The 14,228-nt window shown below is 68.7% G+C and carries 14 protein-coding genes; 11 read left to right on the top strand and 3 right to left on the bottom strand.

What is annotated here, in order from left to right; translation table 11 throughout:
* Nucleotides 1-40 precede the first annotated feature (40 nt).
* The 11 genes from ACFY0I_RS28205 (at nt 41) to ACFY0I_RS28155 (ending at nt 10,125) form a co-directional block, all read left to right on the top strand.
* Complete coding sequence (locus tag ACFY0I_RS28205; protein WP_388901124.1) at nt 41-1,387, top strand: MraY family glycosyltransferase; 1,347 nt, start codon at nt 41-43, stop codon at nt 1,385-1,387.
* 275 nt (nt 1,388-1,662) lie between these two features.
* The gene (locus tag ACFY0I_RS28200; RefSeq protein WP_388901070.1) at nt 1,663-2,109 is read left to right on the top strand and encodes a hypothetical protein; all 447 of its coding nucleotides are present in this window, start codon (nt 1,663-1,665) and stop codon (nt 2,107-2,109) included.
* Between the two features lie 210 nt (nt 2,110-2,319).
* Nucleotides 2,320-3,156, top strand: a complete 837-nt coding sequence (atpB, locus tag ACFY0I_RS28195; protein WP_281209087.1) for a F0F1 ATP synthase subunit A — start codon at nt 2,320-2,322, stop codon at nt 3,154-3,156.
* Between the two features lie 74 nt (nt 3,157-3,230).
* Nucleotides 3,231-3,479, top strand: a complete 249-nt coding sequence (locus ACFY0I_RS28190) for an ATP synthase subunit C (protein ID WP_030008695.1) — start codon at nt 3,231-3,233, stop codon at nt 3,477-3,479.
* Between the two features lie 40 nt (nt 3,480-3,519).
* Complete coding sequence (locus tag ACFY0I_RS28185) at nt 3,520-4,065, top strand: F0F1 ATP synthase subunit B (protein ID WP_281209070.1); 546 nt, start codon at nt 3,520-3,522, stop codon at nt 4,063-4,065.
* On the top strand, nt 4,062-4,877 hold the full coding sequence (locus ACFY0I_RS28180; protein WP_388901068.1) for a F0F1 ATP synthase subunit delta: 816 nt from the start codon (nt 4,062-4,064) through the stop codon (nt 4,875-4,877). Before ACFY0I_RS28185 ends, ACFY0I_RS28180 begins: the two co-directional genes overlap by 4 nt.
* A gap of 129 nt (nt 4,878-5,006) precedes the next feature.
* The gene (gene atpA, locus ACFY0I_RS28175; protein ID WP_281209072.1) at nt 5,007-6,602 is read left to right on the top strand and encodes a F0F1 ATP synthase subunit alpha; all 1,596 of its coding nucleotides are present in this window, start codon (nt 5,007-5,009) and stop codon (nt 6,600-6,602) included.
* A gap of 20 nt (nt 6,603-6,622) precedes the next feature.
* Nucleotides 6,623-7,540, top strand: coding sequence for a F0F1 ATP synthase subunit gamma (locus ACFY0I_RS28170; protein ID WP_388901066.1), 918 nt, complete (start codon nt 6,623-6,625; stop codon nt 7,538-7,540).
* Nucleotides 7,540-8,982: a F0F1 ATP synthase subunit beta gene (gene atpD, locus ACFY0I_RS28165; protein ID WP_281209074.1), complete on the top strand. Its 1,443-nt coding sequence runs from the start codon at nt 7,540-7,542 to the stop codon at nt 8,980-8,982. Before ACFY0I_RS28170 ends, atpD begins: the two co-directional genes overlap by 1 nt.
* Nucleotides 8,983-9,120: 138 nt before the next feature.
* Complete coding sequence (locus ACFY0I_RS28160; RefSeq protein ID WP_281209075.1) at nt 9,121-9,492, top strand: F0F1 ATP synthase subunit epsilon; 372 nt, start codon at nt 9,121-9,123, stop codon at nt 9,490-9,492.
* Nucleotides 9,493-9,678: 186 nt separating this feature from the next.
* A complete protein-coding gene (locus tag ACFY0I_RS28155; protein WP_388901064.1) occupies nt 9,679-10,125 on the top strand; it encodes a DUF2550 domain-containing protein in 447 nt (148 codons plus the stop codon).
* A 194-nt stretch (nt 10,126-10,319) separates the two neighbouring features.
* Here ACFY0I_RS28155 and ACFY0I_RS28150 read toward each other — a convergent pair whose 3' ends face one another.
* The 3 genes from ACFY0I_RS28150 to ACFY0I_RS28140 all read right to left on the bottom strand — a co-directional run bounded on the left by ACFY0I_RS28150 (nt 10,320) and on the right by ACFY0I_RS28140 (nt 14,200).
* On the bottom strand, nt 10,320-12,167 hold the full coding sequence (locus ACFY0I_RS28150; protein WP_388901062.1) for a glycosyl hydrolase family 18 protein: 1,848 nt from the start codon (nt 12,165-12,167) through the stop codon (nt 10,320-10,322).
* Nucleotides 12,168-12,335: 168 nt separating this feature from the next.
* Nucleotides 12,336-13,016, bottom strand: coding sequence for a response regulator (locus ACFY0I_RS28145; RefSeq protein WP_388901060.1), 681 nt, complete (start codon nt 13,014-13,016; stop codon nt 12,336-12,338).
* Nucleotides 13,013-14,200, bottom strand: a complete 1,188-nt coding sequence (locus ACFY0I_RS28140; protein WP_388901058.1) for a sensor histidine kinase — start codon at nt 14,198-14,200, stop codon at nt 13,013-13,015. Before ACFY0I_RS28140 ends, ACFY0I_RS28145 begins: the two co-directional genes overlap by 4 nt.
* Nucleotides 14,201-14,228: the final 28 nt, after the last annotated feature.

The raw sequence follows: 14,228 nt of genomic DNA, 5'->3' as shown, positions 1-14,228 counted from the left end.
TCGAGGCTAATGTGTGGGGCTGAGATGGCCGGCGATACATCTGGGGCAGCCCGTGCGTGAATATCTGCTGACGCTTTGCGTCACGGTCGCGGTGACCTACCTGCTGACCGGGCCCGTGCGGAAGTTCGCGATCGCGGCCGGGGCCATGCCGGAGATCCGCGCCCGTGACGTGCACCGCGAGCCCACACCACGGCTCGGCGGGATCGCCATGTTCGGCGGCCTCTGCGCCGGCCTGCTGGTCGCCGACCACCTGCGCAACCTCAACGGCGTCTTCGAGCTGTCGAACGAACCGCGGGCGCTGCTCTCCGGAGCGGCGCTGATCTGGCTGGTCGGCGTACTGGACGACAAGTTCGAGATCGACGCCCTGATCAAGCTCGGCGCGCAGATGATCGCCGCGGGCGTGATGGTCATCCAGGGTCTGACGATCCTGTGGATCCCCGTCCCCGGCATCGGCACGGTCGCCCTCACCCAGTGGCAGGGCAACCTGCTGACCGTCGCCCTCGTCGTGATCACCATCAACGCGGTGAACTTCGTGGACGGCCTCGACGGCCTGGCGGCCGGCATGGTCTGCATCGCCGCGACGGCGTTCTTCCTCTACGGCTACCGCATCTGGTTCGGCTACGGCATCGAGGCGGCCGCCCCGGCGACGCTGTTCGCGGCGATCCTGATGGGCATGTGCATCGGCTTCCTGCCGCACAACATGCATCCGGCCCGCATCTTCATGGGCGACTCCGGCTCGATGCTCATCGGCCTGGTGCTGGCCGCCGCGGCCATCTCCATGACGGGCCAGGTCGACCCGGACGCGATGGCCCTCTTCGCGGGCGGCGAGCGCAACGCGACGCACGCGATGCTCCCGGTCTTCATGCCGCTGCTGCTGCCGTTGACGATCATCGCGATCCCGATGGCGGACCTGGTCCTGGCCATCGTCCGGCGCACCTGGAACGGCCAGTCGCCGTTCGCCGCCGACCGCGGACACCTGCACCACCGGCTGCTGGAACTCGGGCATTCCCACAGCCGTGCCGTACTCATCATGTACTTCTGGTCGGGCCTGATCGCCTTCGGCGCCGTCGCCTACTCGGTGCACTCCACCTCGATGTGGATCGTCCTCGCCATCGCGGCGCTGAGCGCCCTGGGGCTCGTACTGCTCCTGCTGCCGCGGTTCACGCCGCGGGCCCCGCGCTGGGCGGAGGGCCTCGTCCCGCCGCGCTACCGGCACGCGGCCCGGGCGGCCGAGGCCGCGGCGGAGGCCGCCGTACGGGAGGACGAGGGTGCGGAGCCGCCGGCTGCGCGGCCCGTCGCGGTGGGGGTCTCGGGCGTCAACGGGGCGACTGCCGTAGGCCCCCGTTCGCGCCTCCCCGACCGGCGTAAGGCCGGATCCGCGCGCTGACCGCTCGGGTGCATGTCCGACATGGAAGCCCTTTACCAGACAACCTGCCACCCTGTCCTGCACACACGCGCAGGGTCACTCTCATGTGTGACAGTCAGCACACCGGACAGGTAAAGCTCTCATCAAATAGTTTGTGATACCGTTCACTAAACCCGGCGACAGAGCCGAAGGACCGTAGTGCGACGGTCCATCGGCCCGAGGCTCTCACTCGGCCCGGGCTTACGCTCGTCCCGTACGAGTCCCGTTACCCCCACCATCACGCGGAGCCATGCGCCATGCTGTCCGATGACGCCCGATCCCTTCTGCAAACCGTTGTGCCCACCGCTGCCGTCGGCGTCATTGCCGCAGTTGTCAGTGGCGTGGTCGCGGGCGGCAAGGGGGCGATCGGCGCGATCGCGGCCACGATCGTCGTGATTTTGTTCATGGGTATCGGATTCGTCATCCTGCAGCGGACGGCACGATCGCTGCCGCATCTCTTCCAGATGATGGGTCTGGCGCTCTACACGACCCAGATCCTGCTGCTCTTCGTCTTCGTCGCCGTGTTCCAGAACACGACGCTGTTCAATCCCAGGGCATTCGCGATCACCATCGTCGCGGCGACCCTTGCTTGGATCGCCGCGCAGACGCGCGCGCACATGAAGGCCAAGATCCTTTACGTCGAGCCCGAGTCCGCGCAGCGTGACAAGGGTGAGAAGCCCAAGAACACGGGGTCCTCGTCGTGAACGGTAGGGGCGGAATAAGTGCGCGTTCGAGATGCTGCTATCGTCCGGTGCCAACTGCGGCATCGCGGGCGCAGGCAGCTGAGCTGACGCCTGCTCAATCGCGAGGCTCACTGCCTGCAAGCCGCCCCCACATCCGTAAGACCAGTCCCGTGCCGAACCGCGGCTGTGCGCCGCGCCGACACAACGAGGTTGCCGTACCTATGCGCCACGCTGAAGGAGCCCGCGGTGAGTGCTGACCCGACGCAGGTGCTCGCCTTCGAGACCGATTGCCACATCTTCGACGGCTGTGGCTTCCCGGCTCCTGGCCTGCACTCGTTCCTGTTCGAGCCGATCTTCGGCGACATGGACGGAGCCGTCTACTTCAACAAGACGATGCTCCTGGCCCTGCTCGGAACCGTCATCATCGTCGGATTCTTCTGGGCCGCCTTCGCCAAGCCGAAGGTCGTTCCCGGGAAGCTCCAGATGGTCGCCGAAGCCGGCTACGACTTCGTGCGCCGCGGCATCGTCTACGAAACGATGGGCAAGAAGGAGGGCGAGAAGTACGTCCCCTTCATGGTCGCGACGTTCTTCTTCGTCTGGATCCTGAACCTCTGGTCGATCATTCCGCTCGCCCAGTTCCCGGTGACCTCGGTCATCGCGTACCCGGCCGGTCTGGCCCTGGTCATCTACGTCATGTGGATGTCGGTCACCTTCAAGCGCCACGGCTTCGTCGGCGGTCTGAAGAACCTCACGGGCTACGACAAGTCGCTCGGCGGGATCCTGCCGCTGGTCATGCTGATCGAGTTCTTCTCGAACGTGATCGTCCGCCCCTTCACGCACGCGGTCCGTCTCTTCGCGAACATGTTCGCGGGTCACACCCTGCTGCTGCTCTTCACGATCGCCAGCTGGTACCTGCTGAACGGCATCGGCATCGCCTACGCCGGCGTGTCCTTCGTGATGGTCATCGTGATGACCGCGTTCGAGCTCTTCATCCAGGCTGTCCAGGCCTACGTCTTCGTGCTGCTGGCCTGCAGCTTCCTCCAGGGCGCCGTCGCCGAGCACCACTGACCGCCCCACCCCCAAACCATCAGTCGTCCGGTGGCCAACCCCCACCGGTCCATGAAAGAGAAGGAAGAACCGGCATGTCCGCTCTCCAGACCCTCGCTGCTGGCGTCGAAATCAAGGGCAACCTCGGCTCCATCGGCTACGGCCTCGCGGCCATCGGCCCCGGCGTCGGCGTCGGCATCATCTTCGGTAACGGCACGCAGGCCCTGGCCCGCCAGCCCGAGGCCGCCGGCCTGATCCGCGCCAACCAGATCCTCGGCTTCGCCTTCTGTGAGGCGCTCGCCCTCATCGGTCTGGTCATGCCGTTCGTCTACCCGACCTCCTGATCCCGGTAGCGAACAGACCCTTTAGACGGAAGGCACTGATGTGAACCCTCTGGTTCAGCTCGCGGCCACTGAGGCGGAAAACCCCCTCATCCCGCCGATCCCCGAGCTTGTCATCGGCCTGATCGCCTTTGTCATCGTCTTCGGTTTCCTCGCGAAGAAGCTGCTCCCGAACATCAACAAGGTTCTGGACGAGCGTCGCGAGGCCATCGAGGGTGGCATCGAGACGGCCGAAGCGCTTCAGGCCGAGGCTCAGAGCGCGCTGGAGCAGTACAAGGCCCAGCTCGCCGAAGCCCGGCACGAGGCCGCGCGCCTGCGCCAGGACGCGCTGGAGCAGGGCACTGCGCTCAAGGAAGAACTGCGCGCAGAGGGCCAGCGGCAGCGTGAGGAGATCATCGCTGCCGGTCACGCCCAGATCGCGGCGGACCGCAAGGCCGCTTCGCAGGCACTGCGTCAGGACGTGGGCAAGCTCGCCACCGACCTGGCCGGGAAGCTCGTCGGCGAGTCCCTCGAGGACCACGCCCGGCAGAGCCGCACCATCGACCGTTTCCTCAGCGAGCTTGAGGAGAAGGCCGAGGCCGCCCGATGAACGGAGCGAGCCGCGAGGCACTGGCCTCCGCGCGCGAGCGTCTCGACGCGCTGACGGACAACACGTCCGTCGACGCGACGAAGCTTGCCGGTGAGCTGGCTGCCGTCACCGCGCTGCTCGACCGTGAGGTCTCGCTGCGTCGGGTCATCACGGACCCGGCGCAGTCCGGCGAGGCCAAGGCCGAGCTGGTCGGGCGTCTGCTGGCCGGCCAGGTGGGCGGGGAAACCCTCGACCTGGTGTCCGGTATGGCGCGGTCGCGCTGGTCGCAGTCCCGTGACCTGGTGGACGCGCTGGAGGGGCTGGCGGCTTCCGCCGACCTCACCGCGGCCCAGCAGGGCGGCGCGCTCGACAACGTCGAGGACGAGATCTTCCGCTTCGGCCGGATCGTCTCCTCGAACACCGAGCTGCGTGCGGCACTGACCGACCGTGCGGCCACCGCCTCCGCCAAGAGCGAGCTGCTGCGCAGCCTGCTCGGCGGCAAGGCGAACGCCGTCACCGAGCGTCTGGTCGCCCGACTCGTCACGCACCCGCGTGGACGTAGCCTGGAAGCGGGACTCGAATCCCTTTCCACGCTCGCCGCCGAGCGCCGCAGCCGCATGGTCGCCACCGTGACCAGCGCGGTTCCGCTCAGCGACGTGCAGAAGCAGCGTCTCGGCGCGGTGCTGGCCAAGCTGTACGGCCGCCAGATGCACCTGAACCTCGACGTGGACCCCACGGTCCTCGGCGGGATCACGGTGCGGGTCGGCGACGAGGTCATCGACGGCACCATCGCGGACCGCCTCGCAGAGGCGTCCCGCCGCATGGCCGGCTGACCAGCCACCAATAGAACAACGCATTCCTAGCGGCCCGGTTGGGCCGTGCAGAACTTGCAGAAGATTCCTGGGGGTCGCCCCCAGACCCCTAAGAAGCTTCAGGCCCAACAAGGAGAGCAGGGAACCCAGATGGCGGAGCTCACGATCCGGCCGGAGGAGATCCGGGACGCACTGGAGAACTTTGTCCAGTCGTACCAGCCGGACGCGGCCTCGCGCGAGGAGGTCGGAACGGTCAGCGTTGCCGGCGACGGCATCGCGAAGGTGGAGGGCCTGCCCTCCGCCATGGCGAACGAGCTGCTGAAGTTCGAGGACGGCACCCTCGGTCTCGCCCTCAACCTCGACGAGCGCGAGATCGGCGCCGTCGTCCTCGGCGAGTTCAGCGGTATCGAGGAGGGCCAGCCGGTGCAGCGCACCGGTGAGGTGCTCTCCGTCGGCGTCGGCGAGGGTTACCTCGGCCGCGTCGTCGACCCGCTCGGCAACCCGATCGACGGTCTCGGCGAGATCGCGACCGAAGGCCGTCGCGCCCTGGAGCTGCAGGCCCCGGGCGTCATGGTCCGTAAGTCGGTGCACGAGCCGATGCAGACCGGCTACAAGGCCATCGACGCCATGGTGCCGGTCGGCCGTGGTCAGCGTCAGCTGATCATCGGTGACCGTCAGACCGGCAAGACCGCTCTGGCCGTCGACACGATCATCAACCAGCGCGACAACTGGCGCTCGGGCGACGTGAACAAGCAGGTTCGCTGCATCTACGTCGCCATCGGCCAGAAGGGCTCGACCATCGCGTCCGTTCGCGGCGCCCTGGAAGACGCCGGTGCGCTGGAGTACACGACGATCGTCGCCGCCCCGGCGTCCGACCCGGCCGGCTTCAAGTACCTGGCGCCGTACACCGGTTCCGCCATCGGCCAGCACTGGATGTACGCCGGCAAGCACGTCCTGATCATCTTCGACGACCTGTCGAAGCAGGCCGACGCCTACCGCGCCGTGTCGCTGCTGCTGCGCCGCCCGCCGGGCCGCGAGGCCTACCCGGGCGACGTCTTCTACTTGCACTCCCGTCTGCTGGAGCGCTGTGCGAAGCTCTCCGACGACATGGGTGCCGGTTCGATGACCGGTCTGCCGATCGTCGAGACCAAGGCGAACGACGTGTCGGCGTTCATCCCGACCAACGTCATCTCCATCACCGACGGCCAGTGCTTCCTTGAGTCCGACCTGTTCAACGCGGGCCAGCGCCCGGCGCTGAACGTCGGTATCTCGGTCTCCCGCGTCGGTGGCTCGGCCCAGCACAAGGCCATGAAGCAGGTCTCCGGCCGTCTGCGCCTGGACCTCGCCCAGTACCGTGAGCTGGAGGCGTTCGCCGCCTTCGGTTCCGACCTGGACGCCGCTTCCAAGGCCTCGCTGGAGCGCGGCAAGCGTCTGGTCGAGCTGCTGAAGCAGGGCCAGTACCAGCCGATGCCCGTCGAGGAGCAGGTCGTCTCCGTCTGGGCCGGCACCACCGGCAAGATGGACGACGTTCCGGTCAACGACATCCGTCGCTTCGAGTCGGAGCTGCTGGAGCACCTGCGCCGCGAGCGCAAGGACCTCCTCACCTCCATCGCCGACGGCGGCAAGATGTCGGACGACACCCTGACGTCGATCGCCGACGCCATCGCCGGCTTCAAGCAGCAGTTCGAGACCTCGGACGGCAAGCTCCTGGGCGAGGACGCGCCGGCCGTCAACGTCTCCAAGTGACGACGGAAGGGACCTGACTCATGGGAGCGCAGCTCCGGGTCTACAAGCGTCGCATCCGTGCCGTCACGGCGACCAAGAAGATCACCAAGGCGATGGAAATGATCGCCGCCTCGCGCATCGTCAAGGCGCAGCGCAAGGTGGCGGCATCGATGCCGTACGCGACCGAGCTCACCCGTGCGGTGACCGCGGTGGCCACCGGCTCGAACACCAAGCACGCCCTGACCACCGAGGTCGAGGCGCCGACGCGTGCCGCGGTCCTGCTCGTCACGAGCGACCGCGGTCTGGCCGGCGGCTACTCCTCCAACGCCATCAAGCAGGCGGAGCGGCTCACCGAGCGGCTGCGCGGCGAGGGCAAGGAGGTCGACACGTTCATCGTCGGCCGTAAGGGTCTGGCCTACTTCGGCTTCCGCGAGCGCAAGGTCGCGGAGTCGTGGACCGGCTTCACGGACAGTCCGGCCTACGCCGACGCCAAGCGCGTCGCCGGGCCGCTGATCGAGGCCATCCAGAAGGAGACGGCCGAGGGCGGCGTCGACGAGCTGCACATCGTCTACACGGAATTCGTGTCGATGATGACGCAGAACGCGGTCGACGGCCGGATGCTGCCGCTCAGCCTCGACAAGGTCGAAGAAGAGTCCGGTGCGAAGGGCGAGATCCTTCCGCTGTTCGACTTCGAGCCGTCGGCGGAGGACGTCCTCGACGCCCTCCTGCCGCGCTACGTCGAGAGCCGCATCTACAACGCACTGCTGCAGTCGGCCGCTTCCGAGCACGCCGCCCGCCGCCGCGCGATGAAGTCGGCGACCGACAACGCCGGGGACCTCATCAAGAGCCTCTCCCGGCTTGCCAACGCGGCCCGCCAGGCCGAAATCACCCAGGAAATCAGCGAGATCGTCGGTGGCGCCAGCGCCATGGCCGACGCGACCGCGGGGAGTGACAAGTAATGACGACCTCTGTTGAGACGGCCGCCGCCACGGGCCGCGTCGCCCGGGTCATCGGCCCGGTCGTCGACGTGGAGTTCCCCGTCGACGCGATGCCCGAGATCTACAACGCGCTGAAGGTCCAGGTTGCCGACCCGGCCCAGGACGGCGAGCTCAAGACGCTGACCCTCGAAGTCGCCCAGCACCTGGGTGACGGCGTGGTCCGCACCATCTCCATGCAGCCCACCGACGGTCTGGTCCGCCAGGCCCCGGTGACCGACACGGGCGAGGGCATCACCGTCCCCGTCGGTGACTTCACCAAGGGCAAGGTGTTCAACACCCTCGGTGAGGTGCTGAACTACCCGGAGGAGAACGCCAACGTCACCGAGCGCTGGCCGATCCACCGCAAGGCCCCCCGCTTCGACGAGCTCGAGTCGAAGACCGAGATGTTCGAGACCGGCGTCAAGGTCATCGACCTTCTCACCCCGTACGTCAAGGGTGGAAAGATCGGTCTGTTCGGTGGTGCCGGTGTCGGCAAGACCGTTCTGATCCAGGAAATGATCTACCGCGTCGCCAACAACCACGACGGTGTGTCGGTCTTCGCGGGCGTCGGTGAGCGTACCCGTGAGGGCAACGACCTCATCGAGGAAATGGCCGACTCCGGCGTCATCGACAAGACGGCGCTCGTCTTCGGCCAGATGGACGAGCCCCCGGGCACCCGTCTGCGCGTCGCCCTGGCCGGTCTGACCATGGCGGAGTACTTCCGCGATGTGCAGAAGCAGGACGTGCTGTTCTTCATCGACAACATCTTCCGGTACACCCAGGCGGGTTCCGAGGTGTCGACCCTGCTCGGCCGCATGCCCTCCGCGGTGGGTTACCAGCCGAACCTGGCCGACGAGATGGGTCTCCTCCAGGAGCGCATCACCTCGACCCGTGGTCACTCGATCACCTCGATGCAGGCGATCTACGTCCCCGCGGACGACCTGACCGACCCGGCGCCGGCGACCACCTTCGCCCACCTCGACGCGACGACGGTTCTTTCCCGTCCGATCTCCGAGAAGGGCATCTACCCGGCCGTGGACCCGCTGGACTCGACGTCCCGCATCCTCGACCCGCGGTACATCGCGGCGGACCACTACGCCACGGCGATGCGCGTCAAGGGGATCCTGCAGAAGTACAAGGACCTCCAGGACATCATCGCGATCCTCGGTATCGACGAGCTGGGCGAGGAGGACAAGCTCGTTGTCCACCGTGCCCGTCGCGTCGAGCGCTTCCTGTCGCAGAACACCCACGTCGCCAAGCAGTTCACCGGTGTCGACGGTTCGGACGTTCCGCTGGAGGAGTCGATCGTCGCGTTCAACGCGATCTGCGACGGTGACTACGACCACTTCCCCGAGCAGGCGTTCTTCCTGTGCGGTGGCATCGAGGACCTGAAGGCGAACGCCAAGGAGCTGGGCGTCTCCTAGTCTGCCCGCGTTCTGCGGAACGCGAGTCGTCGAAGAACGAAGGAGAGGGGCGGGGTACGTCCCGTCCCTCTCCCCACGCCCATTAGAATTTGACCCAACACCCGGCTGACCCGCCGGGTGGTGACCCGAGGAGCCACCTTGGCTGCTGAGCTGCACGTCGAGCTGGTCGCGGCGGACCGCAATGTCTGGTCCGGCGAGGCCACCCTTGTTGTCGCCCGCACCACGTCCGGCGACATCGGCGTCATGCCCGGTCACCAGCCGCTTCTCGGTGTGCTGGAATCGGGCCCTGTGACCATCCGTACCAGCGAGGGCGGCACTGTCGTCGCCGCGGTGCACGGCGGTTTCATCTCGTTCGCGGACAACAAGCTGTCCCTGCTGGCCGAGATCGCCGAGCTCGCGGACGAGATCGACGTCCAGCGGGCGGAGCGGGCACTGGAGCGCGCGAAGTCGGAGGCCGACGCGGCCGCCGAACGTCGCGCCGATGTCCGGCTGCGCGCCGTAACGGGCTGACAGCCCGTCGGAGTTCCAACCGTCGGGCCCGGAGGGTGACCTCCGGGCGCCGGCAGACCTCAGCCGCGGTCCGTTCCGGAATTTTCCGGAGCGGGTCGCGGCTGAGGCGATGTACGTCCGTCTCGGACCGGTCCGTGACGGGCTCGGTCGTGTGCGGTGTTTCGATGAGCGAGGAGGTCGGTGAAGATGCTCCTCGCTCTGCTTGTGAGCGGCCTGGTCGTAGCCCTGGTGGTGATCGGGCTGTTTGTGTTCGGACTGCGCCGCAGACTGATCCAGCGGTCCGGCGGGACCTTCGACTGCAGCCTGCGCTGGGACGTGTCCGACGAGCCGGACGTCTCCGGCAAGGGCTGGGTCTACGGGGTCGCCCGCTACAGCGGTGACCGGATCGAGTGGTTCCGGGTGTTCTCGTACTCCCCGCGCCCGCGCCGGCTGCTGGAGCGTTCCTCGATCGAGGTGCTCGCCCGCCGCGCGCCCGAGGGCGAGGAGGAGCTGGCCCTGCTGTCGGACGCCGTTGTGCTCGGCTGTTCCCATCGGGGGACCCGCCTGGAGCTGGCGATGAGCGACGACGCGCTGACCGGATTCCTGGCCTGGCTGGAGGCGGCGCCTCCCGGCCAACGGGTGAACGTGGCTTAGTTCCCCTGCCCGTTGGTGGGGGGTCCCCCCGGACGAAGCCCGGGGGGTGGGCGAACGTGGCCTGAGGCCGCGAACGGGCCGGGGGCCACGGGTCCGCGACGTGGCCCGGCCGTATCGGACGTGGAGAAGCCGGGGAGGCGGGGGACGGACCCGTCTCCCCGGCTTCGTCTGTCACCGGGTTCGTTCAGTGGGGGTTACTGGAGCCCGGTGTGGACCGCGTTGGCGAGTTCGCCGTTGGTGGTGTCGCCGCTGAACTCCCAGAAGAAGGCGCCGCGCAGGCCCTGCTGCTTGGTCCAGTTCATCTTCGTGGCGACCGTGGCGGGGGTGTCGTAGCTCCACCAGTTGTTGCCGCACTTGGCGTAGGCCGTGCCGGCGATGGTGCCGGTGCTCGGGCAGGTGACCTTGAGGACCTTGTAGTCCTCGTTGCCCGGCTCGTACGTGCCCGGGGCCGGTCCGGTGGCGGTGCCGCCGGGCGTGGCCTGGGTGACGCCGGTCCAGCCGCGGCCGTAGAAGCCGATGCCGAGGTTGAGCTTCGAGCCGGGGATCCCCTTGCCCTTGAGCTTGGTGATCGCGGCCTCGGAGTTGAAGCCGTCCTGCGGGATGCCCGGGTAGGCGGTGAGCGGGGAGTGCGGGGCGGTCGGGCCCTGGGCGGCCCAGGAGCCGAAGAAGTCGTACGTCATGACGTTGTAGAAGTCGACGTACTGGGCCGCGCCGCCGTAGTCGGCCGCGTCCAGCTTGCCGCCGTTGGAACCGTCGGCGGAGATGGCCGCGGTGACCAGGTTGTTCGTGCCGAACTTGGCGCGCATGGCCTGCATCATGTTCTTCAGGGAGGCGGCGCCGCTGGTGTCGCAGGTCAGGCCGCAGGCGTTCGGGTACTCCCAGTCGAGGTCGATGCCGTCGAAGACGTCGGCCCAGCGCGGGTCCTCCACGAGGTCGTAGCAGGACTGGGCGAAGGCTGCCGGGTTCCCGACGGCCTGGCCGAAGCCGCCGGACCAGGTCCAGCCGCCGAAGGACCACAGGATCTTGATGTGGGGGTACTGGGCCTTCAGCTTGCGGAGCTGGTTGAAGTTGCCGCGCAGCGGCTGGTCCCAGGTGTCGGCCTTGCCGTCGACGCTCTGGTCGGCGGTGTAGGCCTTGTCGTAGTCCGCGTAGGCGTCACCGATGGTGCACTTGCCGCCCTGGACGTTGCCGAAGGCGTAGTTGATGTGGGTGATCTTCGACGCGGAGCCGGAGGTGACCAGGTTCTTCACGTGGTAGTTGCGCCCGTAGACGCCCCAGTTGGTGAAGTAGCCCAGCTTGACCTTGGTCCCGGCGCCCGGGTCCGTGCCGCCGCCTCCCGGGGTGGTGAGGGAGAGCTCGCCGGAGGAGGGGCCGGTCTGGTCCGCGGTGTCGCGGGCGACCACGGAGTACGTGTAGGAGGTGCCCTTGGTCAGGCCGGAGTCGCCGTAGGAGGTGCCGGTGACCGTGGTGACCTTGGAGCCGTTGCGGTACACGTCGTAGTTCTTGACGCCCTTGTCGTCGGTCGCCGCCGACCAGGACAGGGTCAGGGCGGTTTCGGTGACACCGGAGGCCGTGGGGGTGCCGGGGGCCGAGGGCGCGGCGTCGCCGGGCTGGCTTCCGCCGTCACAGGCGCCGCCGTTGATCTTGCAGCCGGAGGGGGCGCCGGTGCCGGAGCCGTTGAACCCGAAGGTGATGCTCTGGCCCGGGGTGAGGGAGCCGTTCCAGCCGAGGTTCTTGGCGGTCCAGTGGTTGCCCGAGCTGGTGACGGTGGCGTCCCAGGCGGAGGTGACCCTGGTGCCGGCCGGGTAGTCCCACTCCACGGTCCAACTGGACAGCGTAGTGGTGCCGGTGTTCTTGACCGTCCACTTGCCCTCGAAGCCGGAGCCCCAGTCGGAGGCCTTGGTGTAGGTCGCCGTCGCCGAGGTGGCCGCCTGTGCGGGTCCGGCCAGGCCGACGAGGCCGGCGAGGGGCAGGGCGAAGACGGCCACCGTGGCGGCCAACCTTCTGTACAGACGGGTACGTAGCGGGGGTGCTGTGCTCAAGGGTGCTCCTCCGTAGGTCCGTGCCGGTCGTGGGGCCGACCGGGCACATGGGGGTGGGACCTGCGCCGCCCGTGAGCACGCCTCGTCATGACGGTCGTCATGGCACGCTCACCACAGTGTTTCGGTGAGACTAGAAAGGTCTGGACCAACCGTCAAGAGGTCCAGACCTCACCTCCAGTGCTCGTCCAGATCCCCCAACTCCTGCGCCAGTACGGCAGCTTGGACCCGACTGCGCAGCTCCAGCTTCCCCAGCAGTCGGCTGACGTGCGTCTTCACCGTCGCCTCGGCCATGTCCAGGCGCATGGCGATCTCCGCGTTCGACAGGCCCGCGCCCAGCGCGCCGAACACCTCCCGTTCGCGCCGCGTCAGCGATTCCAGAGCTGCGGCCGTCTCCGGCGCCACGGAGGGCCGCCGCGCGCGGGGCGCCGCGAACTCGGCGATCAGGCGCCGGGTCACCGCGGGCGCGATCAGCCCCTCGCCCCGCGCCACCGTACGGACCGCCGCGATCAGTTCCGCGGCGTCGGCGTCCTTCAGCAGGAACCCGCAGGCGCCCGCGCGCAGGGCGCCGAAGACGTACTCGTCGAGGTCGAAGGTGGTCAGTACGAGGACGTCCGCCAGCCCCTCGGCGACCACCTGCCGGGTGGCCGCGACCCCGTCCAGGCGCGGCATCTGCACGTCCATGAGGACCAGATCCGGCCGAAGATCGCGGGCGAGGCGCACGGCCTCCTCCCCGTCGGCGGCCTCGCCCACCACCTCGATGTCGCCCGCGCTGCCCAGGATCAGCACCAGGCCGGCGCGCACCGCGCTCTGGTCCTCGGCGACCAGGACCCGGATGTTCCGCTGGTTCATGCCGGTACGGCTCCTTCCTCGGCGGGCAGCGTCGCCCGCACCTGCCACACGGGCCCGGCCGGGCCCGCGACGAACGTTCCGCCGAGCAGGTCCGCCCGCTCGCGCATGCCGATCAGTCCCGCCCCGGAGCCGGGTGCGCGGGGTCCGTGCCGGCCCCCGTAGGGGGAGTCGACCCCGACCGACAGCAGGCCGTCCTCGCAGCTCACCCGGATGCTGACGGTGCCCGGGTCGGCGTGCTTGAGGGCGTTGGTCAGCGACTCCTGCACGATCCGGTACGCCGCCAGTTCCACCGGGGTCGGCAGCGGCGGCCCGGCCTCCGATCGACCGTCGTACAGGACGAAGTCCAGCCCGCTCGCGGCGCCGTTCGTCCGGGCCTGGGACAGCAGCGCCTCCAGCCCGTCGAGGGTGGGCACCGCCACGGCGTCCTTGCCGGCGCCCGCGTCGCGCAGCAGCCCGATGAGCCGACGCATTTCGGCCAGCCCCTGCACGCTGTTCTCGCGGATCACCCCGAGGGCCTCGCGGCTCGTCGCGGGGGAGTCGATGGCCAGTGCGGCGGTCGAGTGGATGGCGATCGCCGAGAGGTGGTTGGCGACCATGTCGTGGAGCTCGCGGGCCATCCGGGCCCGCTCCGCGGCCACCGCCTGGGACCGGTCCATTTCGGCCAACAGGGCCGTCTGCTCGGCGCGCAGCCGGGCGGCGTTCGCCGCGTCGCGGTGGTTGCGCAGGGTGGCGCCGGTCATGGCCGGGCCGAAGCTGACGATGCCCGCGATGACCCCGATCAGCAGCGCCTGCGGGGTGCGCAGCCAGGCCACGGAGCCGATGGTGACCGCGACGGTGAGGAGGCCGGTGCCGACCGGGAGCCGGCGGGCGGTGGCGGGTTTCCCGTACAGGGCGGCCGCGTACATCAGGTCCGTGTACATGAGGATCGTGGCCAGATTTCCCACCGTGAACTGGTCCGCGACGAGGGCGACCGTCCCGACGGACAGGGTCACCAGGGGGTTGGTGCGGCGCAGCAGTTCGAGGCCGCCCATGACCAGCAGCGGCACCAGGGCCGCCCAGGCGGGGGCGAAGTGCGGCCGGGTGTTGCTGTGTACGCCGAGGGACCAGAGGAGGAGCCCCGCGAGCACGCTGACCAGCGCGATCAGGACATCGTCACGGTGGGGGCGGGGCAGCTGCGGGGTCACGTTCCCATCCAACACGCTGCGACGGCCG

It is taken from the genome of Streptomyces sp. NPDC001568 (genome assembly GCF_042893755.1).
Lineage (GTDB): Bacteria > Actinomycetota > Actinomycetes > Streptomycetales > Streptomycetaceae > Streptomyces.
The sequence above is the reverse complement of the archived record's forward strand: the minus strand, read 5'-3'. Positions and strand labels throughout refer to the sequence as shown.